This window comes from Sphingobacterium sp. GQ94 (assembly GCF_059758715.1).
Window position 1 is genome coordinate 145,773 of record NZ_JCAXEC010000003.1, and the last position, 24,768, is coordinate 170,540.

Below are 24,768 nucleotides of genomic sequence, written 5' to 3' on the forward strand. Positions count from 1 at the left end.
TCATTCCATATTGCCCGTAATCTTTGTACTCTTTTAGCCACCATATGGCAATAACTGATGGTATGAACAACAACCCTCGGGTAATTCGGATAAATAATATTCGTTTTTCCATATCTACTTGCATTAAACCTGATTAGTGGTGATTATGATGTCACTTTTTACTGAATAAAATTATTTAGAAGGCCTCACTTATGCTCAGATAAAATCCCGATTGTTTTTTTTCACCTGATCGTTGTTCCCCAAAGGAGTAATCAAATCGTATACTGCTATTATGTTCTAAGCTAAAGAAATATCTTAAACCTGCACCATAGGAAGGTAATAAACGCATGCTGATTTCTTTGGAGAAGGTGCTTCCGGTTCCGGCAAAACCTGTTATACCTACTCTTGGGTGAAACCTATACCTAATTTCAGCTTGAGCAGTGAGGTAATTTTTATCTTTATATCTCCCCAGATAATATCCGCGCATTGTCATATCACCTCCTAGATCTCGTAGCACATAAAACGGAACATTTTTCCCATAGCTCCCCTTGTATAAACCTTGTGCGGCTATACTTAGTTTTTTGCTAAGAGGGTAAAATCCTCTTAAATCCACCTCGATTTGACTTCCTGTAAAATCTTCCTCAGTAAAAAAATTGGGAGCGTATGCGTATTTCGCTCGGGCATAGAACCCTTTGGTTGTATAAGTGGTATTGTTCCTGGTATCATATAAAGTAGAAATACCCAGGGCTAAATATTGACCGCCAGATTTCCCAAGAATTTCCGGGGTATCAAAAATTCCTCCAGATTCTTTATCATGAAATTCAAAATTGTCGTAATTCAAATTTACCCCTGCATATAAATTATGGGCAATTTTTTTCTCGCCGTCGATTTTAATGCGATACAGCTTTTGATCTAGATAATCTTCGTCTTTTTTCCATGTTTCATTGCCGATTCCATAAAAATTGAACGGCCAATCACGATACCTTAATTCGGTCATGATATGGTAGTTATTGTTTTTGGTCCACACATCAGAAGTTAATTTGATATTCTTTTGCTTTTTTGTGGTTAAGGTGCCAATTAATGTTACATTAGAGGTTCTGCTTTCAAGATTATCTTTATCAATATAGAAGTTATAAGTTCCAGCAATCCCATATTCCAGACCTGTTTCTTGAGCAAAACCTACTGCCGGTAAAACGACAAAACTAGCCGATCGGGAAGAGTCAGTCTCTGCGGAAACGAATTTTTTTATAAGCTTTTTTATAAAATTCGTATTCTCTTGGGCGCGCAGTGGTTGTCCTGAAAATCCTAGGATAACCAAAACCAGGCAAGCTTTAAGATGTTTTTTGATGATATTTAAATTCGACATACGCAAATATAGAGCTTATTCAGGATTGAAAAATGAAAATTATTTACTTGCATATCAATGATATGGTTTTCAGCATCAAAAAAAAAGGATAAATATTTTTGATATGTGCGTCTAGTCACTATCTTTGCATCATCAAAACGGGATATTTAAGAAGAAAGTTTTGAAGAGTTCTTTAAGTAAAAAAAAATAAAAATAAAACTTGCGAATATCAGATAAATATTAGATTTTTGCACTCGCTATCTAAAAGATAGACGTTCTTTAAACAGAAAGTTTTATTAAATTTATACACGCCTCCTTAGCTCAGCTGGTAGAGCAACTGACTTGTAATCAGTAGGTCATTGGTTCGATTCCGATAGGAGGCTCAAAGCAACGTAAGTTGCTGGTATGGAGGGGTTCCAGAGTGGTTAAATGGGACGGACTGTAAATCCGTTGCTTCGGCTTCGAAGGTTCGAATCCTTCTCCCTCCACCATACCAAATGTATACCTTCTGTCGTTTATTTGACAGTCTCGAGTGGTAAACATGAAAAGCGGAAGTAGCTCAGTTGGTAGAGCGATAGCCTTCCAAGCTATAGGTCGCGAGTTCGAACCTCGTCTTCCGCTCAATTTATAAAACAAATCTAAGTCTCTGTCTTCTTTAGTAAATTATTTGAAGGGTAGGGACTTATATCTGTAAATAAACTTTTTGTAAGCCGAAGTAGCTCAGGGGTAGAGCACTTCCTTGGTAAGGAAGAGGTCGTGGGTTCAAATCCCATCTTTGGCTCGAATACATAAGTTTTATTAACTTTGTAAGATTAATTAAAAGAAATATTTATAATTACTAATTCGCATAAACATGGCAAAAGAGAAATTTGACCGTAGTAAACCCCACTTAAACATTGGTACTATCGGTCACGTTGACCACGGTAAAACCACTACAACAGCTGCTATCACGAAAGTATTAGCTGATAAAGGTTTATCAGAAGTTCGTTCATTTGATTCAATTGACTCTGCTCCTGAAGAAAAAGAACGTGGTATTACAATTAATACTTCACACGTTGAGTATTCAACAGCGAACCGTCACTATGCACACGTTGACTGTCCAGGTCACGCCGATTACGTGAAAAACATGGTAACTGGTGCTGCACAGATGGATGGTGCTATTATCGTAGTTGCGGCTACTGATGGTCCTATGCCTCAAACTCGTGAGCACATTCTATTGGCTCGTCAGGTAGGTGTTCCTGCATTAGTAGTTTTCTTGAACAAAGTTGACTTAGTTGACGACTCTGAATTATTAGACTTAGTTGAAATGGAAGTTCGTGAATTATTATCATTCTACGAATTCCCTGGTGACGATATTCCAGTAATCAAAGGTTCTGCATTAGGTGCATTAAATGGAGAAGAGCAATGGGTTAATTCTATCATGGAATTAATGGATGCTGTTGATAACAATATTCCAATTCCTCCACGTTTGACTGAATTACCTTTCTTAATGCCTGTAGAAGATGTATTCTCGATCACTGGTCGTGGTACAGTAGCAACTGGTCGTATTGAAAGAGGTGTAATCAACTCTGGAGACCAAGTGGAAATCTTAGGTATGGGTGCTGAGAACTTAAAATCTACAGTAACTGGAGTTGAGATGTTCCGTAAAATTTTGGATTACGGTGAAGCGGGTGATAACGTAGGTTTATTGTTACGTGGTATTGAGAAAACTGATATCCGTCGTGGTATGGTTATCTGTAAACCAGGTTCAGTAACTCCTCACACAGACTTCAAAGCTGAGGTTTACGTATTATCAAAAGCTGAAGGTGGACGTCACACTCCTTTCTTCAACAAATACCGTCCTCAATTTTATTTCCGTACTACAGACGTAACTGGAGAAATCTCGTTAGAAGAAGGTACTGAAATGGTTATGCCAGGTGATAACGTTACAATCTCTGTTAAATTGATTAACGCTATTGCAATGGAAAAAGGTCTACGTTTCGCTATCCGTGAGGGTGGTCGTACAGTAGGTGCTGGTCAGGTAACTGAAATTGTTAAGTAATCTATATCGATTATTTAAATAAAAAAATAAGCTAATTGGCTCAGGCTGATTAGCTTATTTTTTCTAACAATACAGGTTGCTTTTTTAGCAATAAAAATGAAATAAAATTTGTTGTAATGCGCCTGAAAAGCTATATTTGCAACATCAAAACATAATCTACACGGGCATAGTTCAATGGTAGAATAGAGGTCTCCAAAACCTTTGATCTGGGTTCGAGTCCTGGTGCCCGTGCAAATAACTTAGAGAACTTATAAATGGCTAAAGTACTTAATTTTATTAAAGACTCTTATACAGAGATCACTGAGAAGGTGACTTGGCCTACGTGGTCGCAATTGCAAAGTCACGCTGTGATCGTACTTGTCGCTTCTGTCATCATCGCGCTTTTGATTTTTGTGATGGATAAGGCATCAAGCAATATTATGGAGTTGTTGTACGGTACAGCTTCTTAATTTTCTAATCCAACAGAGTATTATGGCAGATCAAAGTTTAAAATGGTACGTAGTGCGTGCTGTAAGTGGGAAAGAGAAGAAAGTCAAACAATATCTTGATGCTGAAATCAACCGTTTAGGTCTTCAACATTTAGTTACGCAAGTGTTAATCCCAATGGAAAAATACTACCAAATGCGTGATGGGAAAAAAGTGGCAAAAGAGCGTAATTATTATCCAGGATATGTCTTGATAGAAGCTGCATTAGATGGTGAGATTGAGCATGCAATCAAAAATGTTAATAGCGTTATTGGTTTCTTAGGAGATAAGGCTGGTAATGCAATTCCACTTCGCGCTGCCGAGGTTAAACGTATTTTAGGTAAGGTTGATGAAATGGCCGAGCAAGGCGAATCAATTAATGTTCCTTATTACGTTGGTGAGACAGTAAAAGTGAATGACGGGCCGTTTAACGGATTTACCGGTGAAATTGAAGAAGTTCATGAAGACAAGAAAAAATTAACTGTTATGGTTAAAGTGTTTGGACGTAAAACCCCACTTGAACTTAACTATATGCAAGTAGAAAAAGAGTAAACATACTTTTTAGATATAAAAGAAAGCTTTTCCTAATAGAAAGGCTTTTTTTGTTTTATAGCGTTCAAGCCAAAATATGCTAATTCAGAAATTGTATATTTACCTTTGATGTGAATTCCTTAATGCTTTTTTAAATTCACTTTTTTCAAATGAATCCACAGCCCCCAACTATCTTGAAACAGAAGAGCAGGATATTATCCATAGATATCATGCGCGGTTTAACCTTATTCCTCATGTTATTTGTTAATGATCTGTTTGTATCAGTTGTTCCTCAGTGGATGTTGCATACGCATGCTGAGGTGGATGGTATGGGGCTTTCCGATTGGGTATTTCCCGGATTTTTATTTATGGTAGGAATTTCAATTCCTTATGCATTTTATGCAAGAGAAAAACAAGGAGAATTGAACAAACTCATCTTCTATCATATTTTTGTTCGTTCGATTAGTCTTATTTTTATCGGTTTAATGATCGTAAATTCTAGTAGAATTAATGCCGAACTTAGCGGGTTTACTCGCTTTCAATGGAGCACATTGTTATATGTGTGTATTTTTTTAGTTTGGAATGCCTATCCTAAAGGGTCGAAATATGCCTTGTTTTATAAATTTCTTATTGCTTTGGGGTTGATCGGTTTGGGCATATTAGGGTATGTCTTTGTAGCAGGAACTGCTGATTCTCCACAATGGTTGATAAAAAGTTGGTGGGGTATTCTGGGGCTTTTGGGTTGGGGCTACCTGACAGGGGCACTAGTTTATTTTTTTGTTCGTAATCGGGTAAGTGTGTTAATTGGAATATGGTTTCTGTTTTTAGGCTTAAATATTCTTTCCCAAACGAGCTATATTGATGCCTTTAATTCTTCATTCCTCATTTTTTTCGAAGTTATTTTACAAGGAAATGTTCCATTGATCGTACTCTCGGGTTTGATTGTAGGGGTGCTAACAAAAGAGATGAGAAACAAAAGCATATCATTAATTTGTTCCCTAGTATGCGCTAGTTTGCTCTCTTTAGCGTTGGGATTTTTATTGAGAAATTGGTTCATTATTTCTAAGATACATGCCACCCCAAGTTGGGGTTTAATTTGTAATGGAATCAGCATCGGTTTATTTACTTTGATTTATTATCTTTTTGATGTTCGCCAGCTCGGGGTACGATTAACTTTATTAGAGAATGCCGGCAAAAACGCGTTAACTACCTATTTGATTCCTGATTTTATTTATTTTTTTGCTTGGGGCTTTGGTGTTCCTTTATTTTTTTATAAACAAACGGATGCCATGTGGCTCGCAATTATAGGTTCTTTAATTTGGGCATTTAGTATGCTTTGGTTTTCCGTTTTGTTAAGTAAATTGCACGTACGTTTGAAATTATAAATAGAAAAATTGATTATGGAGTATAAAAGGATAATAAGATTTTGTTTTGTGTTAATTTGGCTCGTTTTAAGTTTTAGCACATCATCTTTCGGGCAAAAGAAAAAAATTATTGTTTCCTATGTGACTGCTGGAACTGATCCTATCCCCAATCCAAGTTTAATTACCCATATTAACTACGCGTTTGGTCAGGTAAGTGAAGGTTTTAATTCGGTTACAATTGCAAACCCAGAACGGTTAAAGAGAATTACCTCATTAAAAAGAGACTATCCTGAGTTGAAAGTACTATTGTCTATTGGAGGATGGGGAAGCGGCCGATTTAGTGAAATGGCTTCTGATGAGAATCTTCGTGTGAGTTTTGCTAAAGATTGTAAACGTATCGTTGATGAATTTGACTTAGATGGAATTGATATTGATTGGGAATATCCAACTAGTTCGGAGGCAAATATTTCTGCTTCAGAGAATGATTATGATAATTTTACTTTATTAATGAGAGATATCCGTTCTCAAATAACCTCTGAAAAATTATTAACATTAGCCTCGATCGCTGATGCTCAGTTTATCGACTTTAAGGCTATTGAGCCGATTGTGGATTTTGTAAATATCATGATGTATGATGTCGGAAAACCTCCATATCATCACGCTAGTCTATTCCGATCTGAAATGTCTGGAAGAGTGACTTGCGTGGAAGCTGTAAAGGCCCATTTGGATGCGGGAATGCCAAAAGAGAAGTTGGTTTTAGGTTTGCCTTTTTATGGTAGAGGGGATAAAGTCGCTGTAGCGGATTTTGTTCTTTTCAAGGATTTGGATAAGTTGAAAGGTTTTTATAAGAAATGGGATGATCAGGCTAAAGTTCCTTATTTAGTAGATGCGAATGGGAAAGTTGTCTTAACGTATGAAAACGCTAAGTCTTTAGCACTTAAATGCGAATATATTATGAGTACTGATTTGTTAGGTGCCATGTATTGGGAGTATGCGGGAGACAGCAATGATGAGTTAAGCAAACTTTTATTTAATGGTTTGCAATAGCTTATGAAAACAATTTTTGGTTCTATATGTTACTTAATTTCTATTTTATTTATTGTGAATCTATGACTTCCTCCAATCAGAAATCATTATCCATTATAGCAGGACTTTTATTTTTTTGTTCTTTCTTAAGCGTTGATGTTCAGGCACAGTCCCTCACAATTGAAAGTGAATATTTTGTTGAAGTGACGGCTAGCCATTTACCCATTGATTCGAATACACATGCATTGGATGTGGTTCTAGTGGATGTTAATAGTGATGGATTGCTGGATATGGTGTTGGCGTTAGAAAAAGAACCAAACCGGCTATATGTGAACGATGGTAGTGGGAAGTTTATTTGGGAAAAATCCGCTTTTTCAAATCGCGCCAATGATTCAGAGCATGTGCGGGCGGCTGATTTTAATAACGACGGGTATATTGACGTAGTTTTTGTTGCAGAAGATGACCAAAATCATGAATATTACTTCGGTAACGGCGACGGAACATTTGTTGATATGAGCGATAAATTACCGCAAAAAAGTGAAGGGAATGCTTTAGATGTTGGGGATATTAATGGGGATGGTTTAATCGATGTTGTCATTGGTAATACCGGGGATTCACCTTCCAATTTTGTTTGGTTAAATGATTCTATAAACCCTGGGTCACTAATGAATGTTACGGCTGGAACCTTTACTACAGACCAAGATTTGACACAGTCTGTTAAACTGATTGATCTGGATGATGACGGTGATTTGGACCTTGCTGTTGGAAATGAGAGACCACCCTCGAGATTGTATTTTAATGATGGTAGTGGAGTTTTTTCAGAAATCAAAGGAAGTTTACCGCAAACTGTTCCACTGCATACTAGGGAGGTAGTTGCATTTGATGCAAATGGAGATGGGTTAACGGACTTATTTTATGCTAATTTGACTAGCAATGGCGGGCAGAAAGAATATGATCCGCAAGGCAGACTCTTCATTAATATGGGAGAAGGTAAGTTTGAGGATCAAACGCGAGAACGAATTCCGAATTATGATTTTTCCACCTACGCTGCAAATGTCATTGATTTTGGTCATGATGGAGATCTTGACCTAATCTTGAGCGCCATTAAAATTCCTGGTTTTCAACCGATGCCATTACGGCTATTGCAAAACGATGGTCAAGGTAAATTTGATTTCATCCAAGATCATGAGATTCCAAAGGAGTTTTCTGCGCGCAGCTGGGGAATGGCCATCGCTGATGTGAATGGTGATCAAGTGTTGGATGTGGTTATTGGAGCTTGGGGAGGTCAAGTTAGGTTATTATTTGGAAAGAAATAATATGATGTGTATCTTTGCTTATTCCAATAATAAAAAACTAAAAAAAACTTTTATTTTTCAGAAATTTTATATATCTTTGCACCTCGTTTGGTTGCAAAACTACGTTTTGTGCCCTAGCGAAAATAAATGTTACGTTATAGCTTCCAACTTACTAACAAACATTTAACATATTAAATCACAAAAAAAATGGCAAAAGAAGTCAGTGCGTTAGTAAAATTACAAGTAAAGGGCGGAGCTGCAAATCCTTCTCCACCAGTAGGACCTGCTTTGGGTGCTAAGGGTGTGAATATTATGGATTTCTGCAAGCAATTTAACGCTCGTACGCAAGATAAGCCAGGTCAAGTTTTACCTGTGGTTATCACTGTTTATGCCGACAAATCTTTTGATTTTATCATTAAGACTCCTCCGGTTGCTGTTCAATTAAAAGATGCAGCTAAACTTAAAGGTGGATCTGGAGAGCCTAACCGTAAAAAAGTAGCTTCTCTTACTTGGGATCAAGTAAAGACAATTGCGGAAGATAAAATGCCGGATTTGAACGCATTTACTGTAGAATCTGCTATGAAAATGGTAGCTGGTACAGCGCGTAGTATGGGTATCACAGTTTCTGGTGATGCTCCTTGGAAAAATTAATTAACGAAATCAGTTTAAGAAAGTGGCTAGATTAACAAAAAATCAAAAAGCGGCACTATCCAAAATTGAAGCTGGTAAAGCGTATTCTTTAAAAGAAGCTACGGCTTTAGTAAAAGAAATCACCAACACCAAATTTGATGCTTCAGTGGATATCGACGTCCGTTTGGGCGTGGATCCTCGTAAAGCTAACCAAATGGTGCGTGGTATTGCGACATTACCTCATGGAACTGGTAAAACAGTTCGTGTTTTAGTTTTGTGTACTCCTGATAAGGAAGAAGAGGCTAAAGCAGCAGGTGCGGAATACGTAGGTCTTGACGACTACATCAGCAAAATCGAAGGTGGTTGGACTGACGTTGACATCATCATCACTATGCCTAGCGTTATGGCAAAAGTAGGTAAATTGGGCCGTATTTTGGGTCCAAGGAACTTAATGCCAAACCCTAAAACTGGTACAGTTACTACCGAAGTTGGTAAAGCTGTAACAGAGGTAAAAGGTGGTAAGATCGATTTCAAAGTTGATAAGACAGGTATCATCCATACTTCAGTTGGTAAAGTGTCCTTTGATGCAGACAAAATTTTTGATAATGCCTTAGAAGTTTTACAAACAATTGGGCGTTTGAAACCATCTGCAGCAAAAGGTACGTACTTCAAAAGTATTCACATTTCTTCAACCATGAGTCCTAGTATTCATGTGGAGACTAAATCAGTAGCGGGAATTTAATCATGAGAAAAGAACTAAAACAAGAAATTGTTCAAGCTTTAGCCGAACAGATTAAATCTTACGGTAATTTCTACATTGCCGACACTGCTGACTTATCTGTTGTAAAGGTGAATGGCATTAGACGTAAATGTTTCGAACAAGATATCGAAATCAAAGTAGTAAAAAACACTTTGATTAAGAAAGCTTTAGTAGAGGCAGGGGTTGATTCAGAAGAGATCTTTAGTGTATTAAAAGGGGCTTCAACGTTGTTGTTTTCAGAAAATGGCAATGCTCCAGCTAAATTGATCAAACAATTACGTAGAGAAGGTGATAAACCATTATTAAAGGCAGCGTATATTCAAGAAACTGCTTTTATAGGAGATTCACAACTTGACGCATTAGTAAACCTTAAATCTAAAGAGGAACTTATTGCAGACGTTATTGCTCTACTTCAATCACCAGTGAAAAATGTTATTTCGTCCCTTCAATCGGGTGGAAATACTATTTCAGGTTTAGTAAAAGCTTTAGAAAACAGAGGATAACGATACCTCTATCAAAAAAATGTTCGTTGCATTATAATTAACAATATTTATTAAAGAAATTCAAAAATTCAAAATAAAATGGCAGATTTAAAACAACTTGCTGAACAGTTGGTTAACTTAACAGTAAAAGACGTTAAAGAATTAGCTGATATCTTAAAAGACGAATACGGCATTGAGCCTGCTGCTGCTGCTGTAGCTGTTGCTGCTGGTCCTGGTGCTGGTGAAACTGTTGCTGCTGAAGAGAAAACTTCTTTCGACGTTATCTTGAAAGAAGCTGGTGGTCAGAAATTAGCTGTAGTGAAATTGGTTAAAGATTTAGCTGGTTTAGGATTGAAAGAAGCAAAAGATTTAGTTGATGGTGCACCAAAAGAAATTAAAACTGGTGTTTCTAAAGACGAAGCTGAAGCTTTGAAAAAACAACTAGAAGAAGCTGGAGCTGTTGTTGAGATTAAATAATCTCGCATAAAGCGACAAAAACTTAGACTCTGATAGTACAATCTATCAGAGTCTATTCCTGTTTATAAATATAGTATTATGGATCATACAGCTGCTAAGGTATGATCGGAAGCAATTAACAGCAGAGGTTAGCTCAGTTTTTTAAAACTAAATTCTTATTCCCTTGGCAAACAATAATATTCAAAAAGAAAGAGTAAATTTTGCGACAAGTAAGAAGGTAATCGATTATCCTGATTTCTTGGATGTGCAATTGGAGTCTTTCAAGGAGTTTTTTCAATTAGAAACTACTTCCGATAATCGCCATCAGGAAGGGCTTTACAAGGTTTTCGCAGAAAACTTCCCTATTTCTGATTCAAGAAACATCTTTGTGCTAGAGTTTTTGGATTATTTCATTGATCCTCCTCGTTATGATATTCGTGAGTGTATTGAACGTGGATTGACTTATAGCGTACCTTTAAAGGCTAAATTGAAGTTGTCTTGTAATGATGAAGAACACGAAGATTTCGAAACTATTGTACAAGACGTATATTTAGGGACGATCCCGTACATGACTCCAAAAGGTACTTTTGTTATCAACGGAGCAGAACGCGTAATCGTTTCTCAATTACACCGCTCACCTGGTGTGTTCTTCGGTCAAAGTAGACATACAAATGGTACTAAACTTTATTCTGCTAGGGTTATTCCTTTTAAAGGTTCTTGGATCGAGTTTGCTACGGACGTGAATAACGTGATGTACGCTTATATTGATCGTAAGAAAAAATTCCCAGTTACTACCTTGTTACGTGCTATCGGTTTCGATTCGGATAAGGATATCTTAGAATTGTTCGATTTAGCAGATGAAGTTAAGGTTAGTAAATCTGGTTTAAAGAAATACGTTGGTCGTCGTTTAGCGGCTAGGGTATTGAATAAATGGACAGAAGATTTCGTAGATGAAGATACGGGTGAAGTCGTTTCGATTGACCGTAACGAAATCATACTTGAACGTGAAACAGTTTTAGAAGAGGATCACATTGACTTAATCATCGATGCTGGGGTAAAATCAATTATCCTGACCAAAGAAGATGAATCTAACAATGCGGACTATTCGATTATATACAATACTTTACAGAAGGACACTTCAAACTCTGAAAAGGAAGCCGTGGAGCATATCTACAGGCAATTACGTAACGCCGAACCACCTGATGAGGAAACTGCCCGTGGTATTATCGATCGTTTGTTCTTTTCAGATAAACGTTATGATTTAGGGGATGTGGGTAGATACCGTATCAACCGTAAATTAAAACTTGGACCTGATTCAGACACGAAAGTATTAACTCGTACAGATATTATTGCTATTGTGAAGTATTTGATCAACTTGATCAATTCCAAAGCAGAAGTTGATGATATTGACCACTTATCGAACCGTCGTGTTCGTACAGTTGGAGAGCAATTATATGCTCAATTTGGTGTTGGTCTTGCTCGTATGGCACGTACTATTCGTGAACGTATGAATATTCGCGACAACGAGGTTTTTACTCCTACGGATTTGATCAATGCACGTACACTTTCTTCTGTGATAAATTCATTCTTCGGAACGAATCAGTTATCACAGTTTATGGACCAAACCAATCCACTTGCTGAGATTACGCACAAACGTCGTCTTTCAGCTTTAGGACCTGGTGGTCTTTCTCGCGAGCGTGCAGGTTTCGAGGTTCGTGACGTACACTATACCCATTATGGTCGACTGTGTACTATTGAAACTCCTGAGGGACCAAACATCGGTTTGATCTCATCTCTTTCAGTTCATGCGAAAATAAACAATCTTGGATTTATAGAAACGCCTTACCGTAAAGTTGTAAACGGTATTGTTTCCGTTAATGAACCGGTTGTGTATCTTTCCGCTGAAGATGAGGACGATAAAACTATTGCGCAAGCAAATGCATTATACGATGATAAAGGTAATTTCTTAGATCCTAAAGTGAAAGCAAGATATGAGGGTGACTTCCCAATTATTGAACCTGAGAAATTGGATTATATGGACATTGCTCCAAATCAAATTACTTCCATTGCGGCTTCATTAATTCCTTTCTTGGAACATGATGATGCTAACCGTGCCTTAATGGGCTCTAACATGCAACGTCAAGCAGTTCCTTTATTGCGTCCACAAGCTCCTGTTGTAGGAACTGGTCTGGAAGGAACAGTTGCTAAGGATTCACGAACATTGATCAATGCTGAAGGAAATGGTGTGGTTGAATATGTAGATGCACAAGAAATTCATATTCGTTATGATAGAAACGATAACGATCGTTTAGTTTCTTTTGATGATGATGTGAAAACATATCTCTTGACTAAATTCAAAAAAACTAACCAAAATACTTGTATTAACTTGAAACCTATCGTAAGAAAAGGTCAAAAAGTACTAAAAGGACAAGTGTTATGTGAAGGTTATGCAACTGAAGATGGTGAATTAGCATTGGGTAGGAACTTAAAAGTTGCATTCATGCCTTGGCAAGGATATAACTTTGAGGATGCGATCGTGATCTCTGAACGTGTGGTTTCTCAAGATTTATTTACTTCATTACATATTGAAGAATTTGAATTGGAGGTACGTGACACGAAACGTGGAGAGGAAGAATTAACAGCAGATATACCTAACGTTTCTGAAGAAGCAACGAAAGACCTTGATGAGAACGGAATTATCCGTATTGGAGCTGAGGTTAGTGAAGGTGATATTTTGATTGGTAAAATCACTCCAAAAGGTGAATCAGATCCTTCTCCGGAAGAGAAATTATTACGAGCAATCTTTGGTGATAAGGCTGGCGATGTGAAGGATGCGTCTTTAAAAACTCCACCTTCTATTAAAGGTGTTGTTATTGATACCAAACTGTTCTCGCGTGCTAAGAAGATGTCTAAAGAAGTCGAACGCAAAGCGTTGGAAAAATTAGATGCTACACATACTAAAAATTCTAAAGAACTAAAAGATCGCTTAGTTGATAAATTGTTTACCATTGTTAATGGTAAAACATCACAAGGTGTATACAATGTCTACAAAGAACTTTTAGTTGCAAAAGGGGCTAAGTTTACACAAAAAATTCTTTCTGATTTAGACTATAATAATGTAAATCCAACTGGTTGGACTACAGATGAGGATAAAAACGAAATGATTAAGTGGTCGCTTCACAACTATGGCATTAAATACAATGAAGAGTTGGGAAGTTTCAAACGTGAAAAATTTGCTATCTCGGTAGGGGATGAACTTCCTTCGGGAATCGTACAAATGGCTAAAGTTTACGTCGCTAAGAAACGTAAATTGAAAGTTGGTGATAAGATGGCTGGTCGTCACGGTAATAAAGGTATTGTTGCACGTATTGTACGTGATGAGGATATGCCTTTCTTATCTGATGGAACACCTGTTGATATTGTATTGAATCCGTTAGGTGTGCCTTCTCGTATGAACTTAGGACAGATTTATGAAACTGTTTTAGGTTGGGCAGGTGTGAAATTAGGTGTTAAGTTTGCAACTCCAATCTTTGATGGTGCTGAAATGGACCAAGTAGAGGAATGGGTAGAAAAAGCTGAGTTACCTAAATCAGGACGTACTTACCTATACAACGGATTAACTGGGGATCGTTTCGACCAACCTACAACTGTAGGCGTGATCTATATGTTGAAATTAGGACACATGGTTGATGACAAAATGCACGCTCGTTCGATTGGACCATACTCATTGATTACGCAGCAACCATTAGGTGGTAAGGCGCAATTCGGTGGTCAGCGTTTTGGAGAGATGGAGGTTTGGGCATTAGAGGCATTCGGCGCATCTAATATTCTACAAGAAATTTTGACAGTGAAATCTGATGATGTTGTTGGTCGTGCTAAAACCTACGAAGCTATTGTTAAAGGTAATAACCTACCTACTCCATCAGTACCAGAATCGTTTAACGTATTGGTACATGAACTTCGCGGTTTAGGTTTAGATATCACATTGGATTAATCAAGCAAAATTGAGTTTAAGGAGGTATTCATACCTTCTTAAACTTTCATATATAGCTTTAACTTTTTACTAAGTATGTCTTACAAAAAAGATAATAAAATTAAAAGTAATTTCACATCAATTACGATTAGCTTAGCTTCTCCAGAAACTATTTTGGAGCGTTCAAGCGGTGAGGTTACTAAACCAGAAACAATCAATTACCGTACTTATAAACCAGAGCGTGACGGATTATTCTGTGAGCGTATTTTTGGTCCAGTAAAGGATTATGAATGTCACTGTGGTAAATACAAACGTATCCGTTATAAAGGTATTGTTTGTGATCGTTGTGGTGTTGAAGTAACTGAAAAGAAAGTTCGTCGTGAGCGAATGGGACACATCAATTTGGTTGTTCCTGTAGCGCACATTTGGTATTTCCGTTCTCTTCCTAATAAAATTGGTTATTTACTAGGTCTACCAACTAAAAAGTTGGATATGATCATCTACTATGAAAGATATGTGGTTATTCAAGCCGGTATCAAAGAAGATGATGGTATTTCCTACATGGATTTCTTAACGGAAGAAGAATACTTGGATATCTTGGATACTCTTCCAAAAGAAAACCAATATTTAGACGATACGGACCCACAGAAGTTCGTGGCTAAGATGGGAGCTGATGCACTGGAAGACTTATTGAAACGTCTTGACTTGGATCAACTTTCCTACAATTTACGTCATCAAGCCGCTAACGAAACCTCTCAACAACGTAAAAACGAGGCATTGAAACGTTTACACGTAGTTGAAGCTTTCCGTAGTGCCAATGATCATATTGAAAACCGTCCAGAATGGATGATTGTGAAAATTGTTCCAATTATTCCACCTGAATTACGTCCTTTGGTTCCTTTGGATGGTGGTCGTTTCGCTACTTCAGATTTGAACGATTTATACCGCCGTGTTATTATTCGTAATAATCGTTTAAAACGTTTGATCGAGATCAAAGCTCCTGAGGTTATCTTACGTAATGAAAAACGTATGCTTCAAGAGGCAGTAGATTCCTTATTTGATAATTCACGTAAGGTGAATGCGGTTAAGACTGAAGGTAATCGTGCACTAAAATCCTTATCTGATATTTTGAAAGGTAAACAAGGTCGTTTCCGTCAGAACTTATTAGGTAAGCGTGTTGACTATTCTGCTCGTTCAGTTATTGTTGTTGGTCCTAACTTGAAATTACACGAGTGTGGTCTTCCAAAAGATATGGCTGCTGAACTTTACAAACCATTCATTATCCGTAAGATGATTGAAAGGGGTATTGTAAAGACTGTAAAATCTGCCAAAAAGATTGTTGATCGTAAAGATCCTTTAGTATGGGACATCTTGGAAAATGTTTTGAAGGGACACCCTGTATTATTAAACCGTGCTCCTACATTACACCGTTTGGGTATTCAAGCTTTCCAACCGACCTTAGTTGAGGGTAAAGCGATTCAATTACACCCATTAGTGTGTTCTGCATTCAACGCCGATTTTGACGGTGACCAGATGGCGGTTCACTTACCTTTAGGTAATGCTGCAATTTTGGAAGCTCAAATCTTGATGTTAGCTTCGCACAACATTCTTAACCCTGCAAATGGGGCTCCAGTTACTGTACCTTCACAAGATATGGTTTTAGGTCTTTATTACATTACTAAAGGCCGTAAGTCTGATGGAGTTACCAAGATGCAAGGAGAAGGTACTACTTTCTATTCTGCTGAAGAAGTTATTATTGCTTTAAACGAAGGAAAAGTAGATCTACACTCTTTCATTAAAGTAAAAACACAGGTAAAAGCAAAAGACGGCAGTTTTTCTACGCAAATCATTGATACAACTGTTGGTCGTGTGATCTTTAATCAGGTCGTACCTGAGGAGGTTGGTTTTGTTAATGAATTATTAACTAAAAAATCTTTACGTAATATCATTGGAGAAATTGTTAAGAACACGGGTATGGCTCGTGCTGCTTCTTTCTTAGATGATATGAAAGAGTTAGGGTTCCAGACAGCCTTTAAAGGTGGTCTGTCATTTAACTTACAAGATTTAAATATTCCGGCAGCTAAAGCTGAATTGATTGGTCAAGCGACAAACGAGGTTGAAGAAGTAATGAACAACTATAACATGGGTTTCATTACCAACAACGAACGTTACAATCAAATTATCGATATCTGGACGCGTATTAACAATAGGTTAACCGCTCATGTAATGGATATTCTTTCCAACGATAACCAAGGTTTCAACTCTGTTTTCATGATGTTGGATTCAGGTGCTCGTGGATCTAAAGAACAAATTCGTCAGTTATGTGGAATGCGTGGTTTGATGGCTAAGCCTCAAAAATCTGGTAATTCAGGTGGTGAAATTATTGAAAATCCAATTTTATCAAACTTTAAAGAAGGTTTGTCTGTATTGGAATACTTTATTTCTACCCACGGTGCTCGGAAGGGTCTTGCCGATACGGCTTTGAAAACTGCCGATGCTGGTTATTTAACTCGTCGTCTACATGATGTAGCTCAGGATATGATTGTTATTGAACATGATTGTACTGGTCTAAGAGGTATTTATACTACTGCCCTTAAGGATAATGATGATGTAGTGGAACCATTATATGATCGTATCTTAGGACGTACACCACTTAACGATGTATACCATCCGGAAACAAATGAATTAATTGTTGCTGCAAACGACGATATTACAGAAGAGATTGCGGAAGCAATTGAAGCGGCTGGTATCGAAGGTCTCGAGATTCGTTCGGTCCTTACATGTGAGTCTAAACGCGGTGTGTGTGCTTGTTGTTATGGACGTAACTTAGCATCCGGTAAACGTGTTCAATTGGGTGAGGCAGTTGGTGTAATCGCTGCTCAATCAATTGGTGAACCTGGTACGCAGTTAACGCTTCGTACATTCCACGTGGGTGGTACAGCTTCTAACATTGCTGCTGAATCATCAATTATTTCTAAATACGAAGGCCGCATTGAATTTGAGAATATTCGTACAGTCGAAAAGATTGGCGAGTCTGGTCCTTACAACGTTGTATTAGGCCGTTCAGGTGAGATTAAGGTAGTGAGCAAGGAGAATAAGGTGCTTTATCAACAAATTATTCCTTATGGATCGAATTTATTCGTTAAAGAAGGCGATATGGTTGAGAACGGTACCAAATTAGTTGATTGGGATCCATACAATGCAGTAATTATCTCAGAATTTGCGGGTAAAATCGAATTTGACGCGATTATCGAAGGCATTACCTTCCGCGAAGAGTCAGATGAACAAACCGGTCACAAAGAGAAGGTAATTATTGAAACTCGTGATAAAACAAAAAACCCTACCATTAAGGTAATTGATACTAAAGGTGAAATCATTCGTTCATATAACATTCCTGTAGGTGCTCACGTTTCGGTATCTAATGGACAAAAAGTTAAAGAAGGTGCGATCTTAGTCAAAATTCCTCGTTCTACAGGCAAGACCCGCGATATTACGGGTGGTCTTCCTCGTGTAACAGAGTTGTTCGAGGCTCGTAACCCATCTAATCCTGCTGTTGTTACTGAAATCGACGGTGTAGTTACTTTGGGAGGAGTTAAACGTGGTAATCGTGAAATTTCTATTGAATCTCGCGATGGTCAAGTAAAAAAATATCTAGTTCCTCTATCTAAACATATCTTAGTTCAGGATAACGATTTCATTAAAGCGGGTATGCCTTTATCGGATGGTCAGATTTCTCCTGGAGATATTCTAAACATCAAAGGTCCATCTGCTGTACAATCGTATATTGTGAATGGTATCCAAGAGGTATACCGTCTACAAGGAGTTAAGATCAACGATAAACACTTTGAAACCATCGTCCATCAAATGATGCAGAAAGTGAATATTGAAGATCCAGGAGATACTCGTTTCTTGGAAAAAGAAGCTGTTAATAAATGGGATTTCATGATTGAGAACGATTCACTTTACGATAAGAAGGTGATTGTTGAAGCGGGTGATTCTAACACGCTACGTCCGGGACAGATTGTTACTTTACGTAAACTTCGTGAAGAGAATTCAATCTTAAAACGTCAAGATATGAAATTAGTAGAGGTTCGCGACGCAATTCCTGCTACCTCAAGCCCAATTTTGCAAGGTATTACTAGAGCTTCATTAGGTACGAAATCATTTATCTCAGCTGCTTCCTTCCAGGAAACAACTAAGGTGTTGAACGAAGCGGCTATTGCTGGTAAACGTGATAATTTGTTAGGATTGAAAGAGAATGTAATTGTTGGGCACTTGATTCCTTCGGGAACTGGGTTGCGCCATTACAGCAATATCATTGTAGGTTCTCGCGAAGAGTATGATCAATTATTAGCTTCAAAAGAAGAAGACTAGTCTTTAAACAGATCAAACTATAAAGAAACGAGCCTGACTTCAATTTGAGTTAGGCTCGTTTTTTATGGTGATTATTTAAGAAGTATAAATGAATTATTTACCTTTATTAATGAAAACGAAATATCATGGATATTATATTGAATCAATTGAATTGGGATTGGAATGACTTGCTTAAGGCGGTACTTTCTCTGCTGGCGGGGCTGTTTCTTGGATTGGAAAGGGAATGGAAAGATAAAGCAGCCGGCTTTAAAACCATATCCATAATTTGTTTGGGAAGCACGTTGTTTTCTTTGCTGTCTCAAAAGTTAGGCGTGGGCGAATCTGAGGATTCCACCCGAATTGCGTCTTATGTTGTGTCTGGTATCGGTTTTCTAGGTGCTGGGGTGATCTTTAAGGACGGTGTCAATGTTAATGGGTTAACTACTGCAAGCATTATTTGGATGTCTGCAGCAATTGGTATGGCTATTGGTTTTGGTGTTTATGTAACAGCGGCAATTTTTTGGCTTGCTTGTTTTGTTATTATTTTATCAGGCCCTTTGTTGAACAAATACGTAATCTCTAATGTGGTGAAAATTGCTACAGTTACGATGAACAGAGATGATTTAGATGAAAGAGATTTATTGATCGATACAATAAAACCCTTGGTAAGGCATGTCAAAATTAAAAAACAAACACTTACCGAGGATGAGTTGATCGTCGAGTTTGAAGTGCTAATCACAAAAGCCTTTATTAGAAAATTTGAAAGAACGCTAATGGACAATCGTAAATTAACTGAGGTTAGTTTATAATTGGGGTCTTCATGGTCTAGCCCAATTCAATAACGCTTTGCAATTTTCGGTTATTTGTGAATAATTGTATTGATTATCAGTCTTTTTAAAAAGTTTCGATCCTAAGCCGACAGCGCTAACGCCTGCAGAAAACCAAGATTTAAGACTTTCTTGTGCAACATCAACCCCTCCAGTTGGCATGAATTTTATTCCTGGAAATAAGGGTTGTATACTTTTTAAGAAATTCGGTCCTAAAGTGTCTCCGGGGAATAATTTTATGAAGTTACAGCCAGCAACATTTGCCGTGATTATTTCGGTAGGGGTCATGCATCCGGGAATCCATAATTTATTGTGTTTGTTTGCAATTTTTGCAATACTTTCAAGGAATACTGGACTAACTAGAAATTCAGCACCTAATGCAATAAATTTTTCTGCTTGCTCGGTAGTGAAAATTGTCCCTATTCCTAGTTTTAGATTTGGAAAGTGGGTTTCTTTATAACTCAGAAGTGCCTGGAAATTTATTTCAGCCATTTTTCCACGGTTTACAAATTCGAAAACTCGAATACCTCCTTCATAACAAGCTTTCAAAATGAGCTTGCAGATCTCTAGGTCGTCGTGATAAAACACAGGTATAACTGGATGTTTTTCGATGTAATTAATAAGTTGTTCTTCCATTTTTATTTAAATTTTCCTTGACCAAAGTCACCCTCAACAAATAATTTTTGGTATCCAGCAGCAGTAGCCATTTCAATAATCCCTTTAGGATCTATTGTGCTTTGAAGGGCATAGATTAAACCAGCCATGAAAGCATCGCCACTTCCAATACGATCTACAATGTCATACGTTTCATAGAGGCTTGAAACTTCATTCCGCTCTGGGGTATGATATGTTCCAAAGAATAGGTTGTGTTTAGGATTGTCCATAAACCGGAATGTTTGAGCGATGTGTCTGGCCGTGGGGTAGTTCTTGAAAATTGTTTTTGCTACGTTATTTGCAAATTCGATATATTCGTCATTTGGTGTATCTCGATTAAAGCTTGGCTCAATGTCTGTTCCCAACATTTTGTTGGCTGCCCATATATTGCCCATGATGACCTGGCAATATGAAACCAGTTTGGGCATAATTTCAATGGGGTCTTTCCCGTACTTCCACAATTTACTGCGGTAATTTAAATCCACGGAAATGCATATACCTCTCTCTTTGGCACCTTTTAAGATAGACTCCATCAGATCTGCCATATTTTGATTAAGAGCTGGTGTTAGAGCCGTCCAATGCAACCAATCTATTTTGTCCAATAAATGGTCTATGTTAATTAAATCTGGAGTGAGTTGGCTGAAACTTGAGTATTTGCGATCATATATGACCTCTCCGCTTGTTAACCCATTCGCTGATAGTAATAAATAGCTGCCAATTCGATCTCCTGAGAAAATGCATTTAGAAGTGTCGACACCGCGCTTTTGCAGTAAGTTTAAGATCTCGGCAGAAAGTTTGTTTTCTGCAAAGGCACTGAAATATTGAGCTCTTGCGCCCATCTCAGCTAATGAAACTGCCACATTCGCTTCTGAACCTCCTGGGTAAATCTTTAATAGATTTTGGCCTGGTTCAAAAAAAGAATCGTATTGGCTTTGTTGACGGACGAGTATTTCCCCGAAAGTTAGAATATTTTGCATGGTTATTATCTTAACCGAAGATAATTGATTTATTTCTAGCTATCAAACTACGAAAACGTTTTTGTATTTAAACTGTTGCAAAAACTGTAAATTAAATTGAAAATGATTATTATTGAATTAAATCTAAACAGAAATTATGGGAATTCTTGAGAAATTTTCGCTAAGAAACAAAATCGTAGTGCTTACAGGAGGTACTGGGGTTTTGGGGAAATCCTTTGTCATAGCCCTAGCACAAGCCGGAGCAAAGGTATGCATTATGGGGAGGGATCAACAAAAGATTGATGATCGAGTTCAATTGGCAAAGGATCATGGAGCACAGGCCATTGGGGTAATGGCTGATGTGATGAATGAAGAGTCTGTAATGGCAGCAAAGAATGAAATATTACATACTTGGGGTACTATAGATGGATTGATTAATGCTGTAGGTGGAAATATTCCCGGGGCAACTATAGGAGAGAATCAATCTATTTTTGATAATAAAATACAAGATACCATTAAGGCTATTGAGCTAAATCTCTATGGGACTATAATTCCAACAATGATCTTGGGTGAAGTTATTGCTCAAAAGGGATCAGGATCGATTATAAACATCTCTTCTTTAGCTGCCAGTAGACCTTTGACAAGGGTTTTAGGGTATACCGTTGCTAAACACGGGATTGACGGTTTTACAAAATGGATGGCCACCGAATTGGCTTTGCGTTACGGTGATAAGGTCCGAGTAAATGCAATTGCACCCGGAGTTTTTCTTACAGAACAAAATCGATCGCTTTTAACAAATCCAGATGGAGGTTATACAGCACGTGCGCAAAAATTTATTAATGGAACACCTTATCAACGCTTAGGTGACCCATCAGAATTAGAAGGAACTTTAGTTTTTTTATTAAGTGATGCTTCTGCATTTATTTCGGGGGAAACCATCTTTGTTGATGGTGGATTCAATGCTTGGTGTGGAGTTTAATAACATATAAATATGCAATTTTTAGAACAAACTTGGAGGTGGTATGGTCCGGATGATTCAGTTTCCCTTAGTGATGTGAAACAAGCCGGAGCAACAGGGATAGTCACTGCATTACATCATATTCCGCATGGCAGTGTTTGGCCACTAGAGGATATTTTGGAACGAAAAAATTTAATTGAAGCATCTGGCCTTCGTTGGTCTGTTGTGGAATCTGTTCCTGTTCATGAATCAATAAAAACAAGGGCAGAGGATGTGGACCAATACATTGACAATTATAAAAAGTCGTTGAAAAATCTAGCTTCTTGTGGTATTAAAACTATCTGTTACAATTTTATGCCTGTACTTGATTGGACAAGAACTCAATTAGACAAAATGATGCCTGATGGATCAAAAGCTCTTTATTTTGATTGGATTGATCTAGCACTTTTTGACTTGTTTATCCTAGAAAGACAAGATGCTCATTTAGATTATTCTGAAAAAATCAGAGCGGAAGCTACTCTTAGATTTGATCAGATGAGTCAAGATCAGTGTCAAGAATTACAACACAATATTTTAATGGGAATCCCAGGAGAGGGTGATATAAGTTTGACGTCACTTTCTCAATCTATTGAATCCTACAAGCGTATTGGAATGGATGGACTCAGAGACAATCTTATGTATTTTCTAAGTGAGATAGCTGATGTTTGCCAGGAGAATAATATCAAAATGGTTATCCACCCTGATGATCCTCCTTATTCGATTTTGGGGCTTCCAAGAATTGTCAGTAAACTTAGTGATTTGGTCTACATCATTGATAAACAACCTAAAGATTTCAACGGGATTTGTTTTTGCACAGGGTCACTCGGGGCAGGCCCGCAAAACGACTTACCGTTAATTTTTGATAAGGTAAAAAATCGTGTTCATTTTGTGCATTTGCGCAATGTAAAACGAGATGAAATTGGAAGTTTCTATGAGGCTGACCATTTGGATGGTGATGTTGATATGTACCAAGTTATGAAGTCTTTGGTAGGGGAAAATCAACTTCGGGAAATTCCTATCCCATTTAGACCTGACCACGGCCATCAGATGTTAGATGATTTAAATAAAATAACTAACCCAGGATATTCCGCTATCGGTAGACTGAGGGGATTAGCCGAGTTGCGAGGCCTTGAACTGGGAATAATTAGGTCATAGATGTATTCAAATAACCAAAAATAAACCTAAAAATAATGCAAATTAACCAATCGAGTAAATATAGATGGACCATTTGTGGCTTAATATTTTTTGCCACGACAGTTAACTATCTGGACCGACAAGTACTTTCATTAACCTGGAAAGACTTTATTGCGCCTGAGTTTCATTGGTCTAATAATGACTATGGCAATGTTGCAGCAATATTTTCAATTGTGTATGCTATTTCAATGCTCATATCGGGTAAATACATAGATCGGCTTGGTACCAAGAAAGGATATTTATGGGCTATAGCAATTTGGTCTATTGGAGCAATCCTTCATGCATTTTGTGGGATTGTAACTTCAGGCATCCTTACTGGAACATGGTTGGTTGGCTTTCAAGAATCCAAAGAGATTATTTCCGGCATTCAGGACGTTTCCAAGGTAATTAACATCTCAGTGATGATTTTTATTTTAGCCAGGGTAGTGCTCGCTCTGGGAGAAGGCGGGAATTTTCCAGCGGCAATGAAAGCTTGCGTTGAATATTTTCCTAAAAAAGACAGAGCATTCGCAACTAGTATCTTTAATTCGGGTACAACGATTGGTGCTTTATTAGCTCCTTTAGTTATACCGATCATTGCTGAAACATATGGTTGGGAAATGGCTTTTATTCTAATAGGAGCATTAGGTTTTATCTGGATGGGATTTTGGCAGTTTATGTATCACAAACCTGAAGAAAATCCTAAAGTTAACCAGGCTGAACTCGATTATATAAAACAAGATTTGGATCATGGGGTTGAGACAAATTTAGAGGATCCAAAAAAAGAAAAAGTTTCCATATTAACCTGTTTGAAATTTAAGCAAACTTGGGCATTGATAGCTGGAAAGTTTTTGACTGACGGAGTATGGTGGTTTCTTTTGTTTTGGTTTCCAGCTTATTTGAGTTCGGTGTATGATATTAAATCTTCAGATTTTGAAGGTCAAATGGCTATTTTTGTCGTCTATGCAATTACAATGATTTCTATAATAGGAGGTTGGTTGCCGACTTATTTTGTCGAGAAAAAGGGAATGGATGTGTACGCGGGTAGGATGCGCGCGATGTTAATCTTTGCCTTCTTTCCTCTATTAATTTTGTTAGCACAACCATTGGGATCCTTTTCTTATTGGTTCCCAGTAATTTTAATAGGTATTTCTGCTGCTGCTCACCAGTCTTGGTCTGCAAATATTTTTTCTGCTGTTGGTGATATGTTTCCTAAAAAGGCTATCGCAACAGTTACTGGGATTAGTGGTCTAGCGGGTGGGGTGGGGTCTTTTTTGATTAATAAAGCTTCAGGAATGTTGTTTGATTATTCAGAGGAATCTCAGATGGTATTCATGGGCTTCAAAGGAATTGATGCAGGTTATTTTATTATATTTTCAGTTTGTTCGGTTGCTTACCTGTTAGCTTGGACAATCATGCGATTATTAGTTCCAAAGATGAAACTAATCCATGTCTAATAAT

Annotated in this window: 19 protein-coding genes and 5 tRNA genes; 21 read left to right on the forward strand and 3 right to left on the reverse strand. The window is 37.6% G+C overall.

Annotation, left to right across the window (positions count from 1 at the left end; genetic code table 11):
* Window positions 1–175 precede the first annotated feature (175 nt).
* Window positions 176–1,345, reverse strand: coding sequence for a BamA/TamA family outer membrane protein (locus AC6CHH_RS04065; protein ID WP_498280004.1), 1,170 nt, complete (start codon window positions 1,343–1,345; stop codon window positions 176–178).
* A gap of 289 nt (window positions 1,346–1,634) precedes the next feature.
* Here AC6CHH_RS04065 and AC6CHH_RS04070 point away from each other — a divergent pair.
* The 18 genes from AC6CHH_RS04070 (at window position 1,635) to AC6CHH_RS04155 (ending at window position 19,509) form a co-directional block, all read left to right on the forward strand.
* Window positions 1,635–1,707: transfer RNA gene (locus tag AC6CHH_RS04070), tRNA-Thr, on the forward strand.
* A 24-nt stretch (window positions 1,708–1,731) separates the two neighbouring features.
* Window positions 1,732–1,815, forward strand: a tRNA-Tyr gene (locus AC6CHH_RS04075).
* Between the two features lie 57 nt (window positions 1,816–1,872).
* Window positions 1,873–1,945, forward strand: a tRNA-Gly gene (locus tag AC6CHH_RS04080).
* 88 nt (window positions 1,946–2,033) lie between these two features.
* A tRNA-Thr gene (locus AC6CHH_RS04085) sits at window positions 2,034–2,105 on the forward strand.
* Between the two features lie 72 nt (window positions 2,106–2,177).
* A complete protein-coding gene (gene tuf / locus AC6CHH_RS04090; RefSeq protein WP_498280006.1) occupies window positions 2,178–3,365 on the forward strand; it encodes an elongation factor Tu in 1,188 nt (395 codons plus the stop codon).
* Window positions 3,366–3,525: 160 nt separating this feature from the next.
* Window positions 3,526–3,596, forward strand: a tRNA-Trp gene (locus AC6CHH_RS04095).
* Window positions 3,597–3,619: 23 nt separating this feature from the next.
* Complete coding sequence (secE, locus tag AC6CHH_RS04100; RefSeq protein ID WP_498280008.1) at window positions 3,620–3,814, forward strand: preprotein translocase subunit SecE; 195 nt, start codon at window positions 3,620–3,622, stop codon at window positions 3,812–3,814.
* Window positions 3,815–3,836: 22 nt separating this feature from the next.
* Window positions 3,837–4,382 carry a transcription termination/antitermination protein NusG gene (nusG, locus tag AC6CHH_RS04105; RefSeq protein ID WP_498280010.1) on the forward strand — a complete coding sequence of 182 codons (546 nt, stop codon included), beginning with the start codon at window positions 3,837–3,839 and terminating at the stop codon, window positions 4,380–4,382.
* 233 nt (window positions 4,383–4,615) lie between these two features.
* A complete protein-coding gene (locus AC6CHH_RS04110) occupies window positions 4,616–5,746 on the forward strand; it encodes a DUF5009 domain-containing protein (protein ID WP_498280012.1) in 1,131 nt (376 codons plus the stop codon).
* A gap of 48 nt (window positions 5,747–5,794) precedes the next feature.
* On the forward strand, window positions 5,795–6,772 hold the full coding sequence (locus AC6CHH_RS04115) for a glycoside hydrolase family 18 protein (protein WP_498280014.1): 978 nt from the start codon (window positions 5,795–5,797) through the stop codon (window positions 6,770–6,772).
* Window positions 6,773–6,834: 62 nt separating this feature from the next.
* On the forward strand, window positions 6,835–8,067 hold the full coding sequence (locus AC6CHH_RS04120; protein WP_498280016.1) for an FG-GAP repeat domain-containing protein: 1,233 nt from the start codon (window positions 6,835–6,837) through the stop codon (window positions 8,065–8,067).
* A gap of 186 nt (window positions 8,068–8,253) precedes the next feature.
* Window positions 8,254–8,697 carry a 50S ribosomal protein L11 gene (rplK, locus tag AC6CHH_RS04125; protein ID WP_498280018.1) on the forward strand — a complete coding sequence of 148 codons (444 nt, stop codon included), beginning with the start codon at window positions 8,254–8,256 and terminating at the stop codon, window positions 8,695–8,697.
* Window positions 8,698–8,719: 22 nt separating this feature from the next.
* The gene (gene rplA, locus AC6CHH_RS04130) at window positions 8,720–9,418 is read left to right on the forward strand and encodes a 50S ribosomal protein L1 (RefSeq protein ID WP_498280020.1); all 699 of its coding nucleotides are present in this window, start codon (window positions 8,720–8,722) and stop codon (window positions 9,416–9,418) included.
* 2 nt (window positions 9,419–9,420) lie between these two features.
* Window positions 9,421–9,939, forward strand: coding sequence for a 50S ribosomal protein L10 (gene rplJ / locus AC6CHH_RS04135; RefSeq protein WP_498280022.1), 519 nt, complete (start codon window positions 9,421–9,423; stop codon window positions 9,937–9,939).
* 78 nt (window positions 9,940–10,017) lie between these two features.
* Window positions 10,018–10,395: a 50S ribosomal protein L7/L12 gene (gene rplL, locus AC6CHH_RS04140; protein ID WP_498280024.1), complete on the forward strand. Its 378-nt coding sequence runs from the start codon at window positions 10,018–10,020 to the stop codon at window positions 10,393–10,395.
* 163 nt (window positions 10,396–10,558) lie between these two features.
* Window positions 10,559–14,368, forward strand: coding sequence for a DNA-directed RNA polymerase subunit beta (gene rpoB / locus AC6CHH_RS04145; protein ID WP_498280026.1), 3,810 nt, complete (start codon window positions 10,559–10,561; stop codon window positions 14,366–14,368).
* 75 nt (window positions 14,369–14,443) lie between these two features.
* Window positions 14,444–18,721, forward strand: coding sequence for a DNA-directed RNA polymerase subunit beta' (gene rpoC, locus AC6CHH_RS04150; RefSeq protein WP_498280028.1), 4,278 nt, complete (start codon window positions 14,444–14,446; stop codon window positions 18,719–18,721).
* A 125-nt stretch (window positions 18,722–18,846) separates the two neighbouring features.
* Window positions 18,847–19,509, forward strand: coding sequence for an MgtC/SapB family protein (locus AC6CHH_RS04155; RefSeq protein ID WP_498280030.1), 663 nt, complete (start codon window positions 18,847–18,849; stop codon window positions 19,507–19,509).
* A gap of 9 nt (window positions 19,510–19,518) precedes the next feature.
* On the opposite strand, the gene AC6CHH_RS04160 is transcribed toward AC6CHH_RS04155, so the two are convergent.
* Both AC6CHH_RS04160 and AC6CHH_RS04165 read right to left on the reverse strand, forming a co-directional pair.
* On the reverse strand, window positions 19,519–20,163 hold the full coding sequence (locus tag AC6CHH_RS04160) for a beta/alpha barrel domain-containing protein (protein ID WP_498280032.1): 645 nt from the start codon (window positions 20,161–20,163) through the stop codon (window positions 19,519–19,521).
* Between the two features lie 2 nt (window positions 20,164–20,165).
* The gene (locus AC6CHH_RS04165) at window positions 20,166–21,158 is read right to left on the reverse strand and encodes a PfkB family carbohydrate kinase (protein WP_498280034.1); all 993 of its coding nucleotides are present in this window, start codon (window positions 21,156–21,158) and stop codon (window positions 20,166–20,168) included.
* 136 nt (window positions 21,159–21,294) lie between these two features.
* Here AC6CHH_RS04165 and AC6CHH_RS04170 point away from each other — a divergent pair, with 136 nt between their 5' ends.
* Genes AC6CHH_RS04170 through AC6CHH_RS04180 form a run of 3 tightly spaced genes read left to right on the forward strand, consistent with a single transcriptional unit; the run spans window position 21,295 to window position 24,764 of the window.
* Window positions 21,295–22,116 carry an SDR family oxidoreductase gene (locus AC6CHH_RS04170; RefSeq protein WP_498280036.1) on the forward strand — a complete coding sequence of 274 codons (822 nt, stop codon included), beginning with the start codon at window positions 21,295–21,297 and terminating at the stop codon, window positions 22,114–22,116.
* A 12-nt stretch (window positions 22,117–22,128) separates the two neighbouring features.
* A complete protein-coding gene (gene uxuA, locus AC6CHH_RS04175) occupies window positions 22,129–23,289 on the forward strand; it encodes a mannonate dehydratase (RefSeq protein WP_498280038.1) in 1,161 nt (386 codons plus the stop codon).
* Between the two features lie 35 nt (window positions 23,290–23,324).
* Window positions 23,325–24,764, forward strand: a complete 1,440-nt coding sequence (locus tag AC6CHH_RS04180) for an MFS transporter (protein ID WP_498280040.1) — start codon at window positions 23,325–23,327, stop codon at window positions 24,762–24,764.
* Window positions 24,765–24,768: the final 4 nt, after the last annotated feature.

Bases quoted from the DNA above. Each gene is read 5' to 3' on its own strand.
- AC6CHH_RS04110 (WP_498280012.1), top strand. From the start codon at position 4,616: ATGTTATTTGTTAATGATCTGTTTGTATCAGTTGTTCCTCAGTGGATG.
- AC6CHH_RS04180 (WP_498280040.1), top strand. From the start codon at position 23,325: ATGCAAATTAACCAATCGAGTAAATATAGATGGACCATTTGTGGCTTA.
- secE (WP_498280008.1), top strand. From the start codon at position 3,620: ATGGCTAAAGTACTTAATTTTATTAAAGACTCTTATACAGAGATCACT.
- rplJ (WP_498280022.1), top strand. From the start codon at position 9,421: ATGAGAAAAGAACTAAAACAAGAAATTGTTCAAGCTTTAGCCGAACAG.
- nusG (WP_498280010.1), top strand. From the start codon at position 3,837: ATGGCAGATCAAAGTTTAAAATGGTACGTAGTGCGTGCTGTAAGTGGG.
- rplK (WP_498280018.1), top strand. From the start codon at position 8,254: ATGGCAAAAGAAGTCAGTGCGTTAGTAAAATTACAAGTAAAGGGCGGA.
- AC6CHH_RS04155 (WP_498280030.1), top strand. From the start codon at position 18,847: ATGGATATTATATTGAATCAATTGAATTGGGATTGGAATGACTTGCTT.
- AC6CHH_RS04170 (WP_498280036.1), top strand. From the start codon at position 21,295: ATGGGAATTCTTGAGAAATTTTCGCTAAGAAACAAAATCGTAGTGCTT.
- rplL (WP_498280024.1), top strand. From the start codon at position 10,018: ATGGCAGATTTAAAACAACTTGCTGAACAGTTGGTTAACTTAACAGTA.
- AC6CHH_RS04165 (WP_498280034.1), bottom strand. From the start codon at position 21,158: ATGCAAAATATTCTAACTTTCGGGGAAATACTCGTCCGTCAACAAAGC.
- AC6CHH_RS04120 (WP_498280016.1), top strand. From the start codon at position 6,835: ATGACTTCCTCCAATCAGAAATCATTATCCATTATAGCAGGACTTTTA.
- AC6CHH_RS04160 (WP_498280032.1), bottom strand. From the start codon at position 20,163: ATGGAAGAACAACTTATTAATTACATCGAAAAACATCCAGTTATACCT.
- AC6CHH_RS04065 (WP_498280004.1), bottom strand. From the start codon at position 1,345: ATGTCGAATTTAAATATCATCAAAAAACATCTTAAAGCTTGCCTGGTT.
- tuf (WP_498280006.1), top strand. From the start codon at position 2,178: ATGGCAAAAGAGAAATTTGACCGTAGTAAACCCCACTTAAACATTGGT.
- uxuA (WP_498280038.1), top strand. From the start codon at position 22,129: ATGCAATTTTTAGAACAAACTTGGAGGTGGTATGGTCCGGATGATTCA.
- rpoC (WP_498280028.1), top strand. From the start codon at position 14,444: ATGTCTTACAAAAAAGATAATAAAATTAAAAGTAATTTCACATCAATT.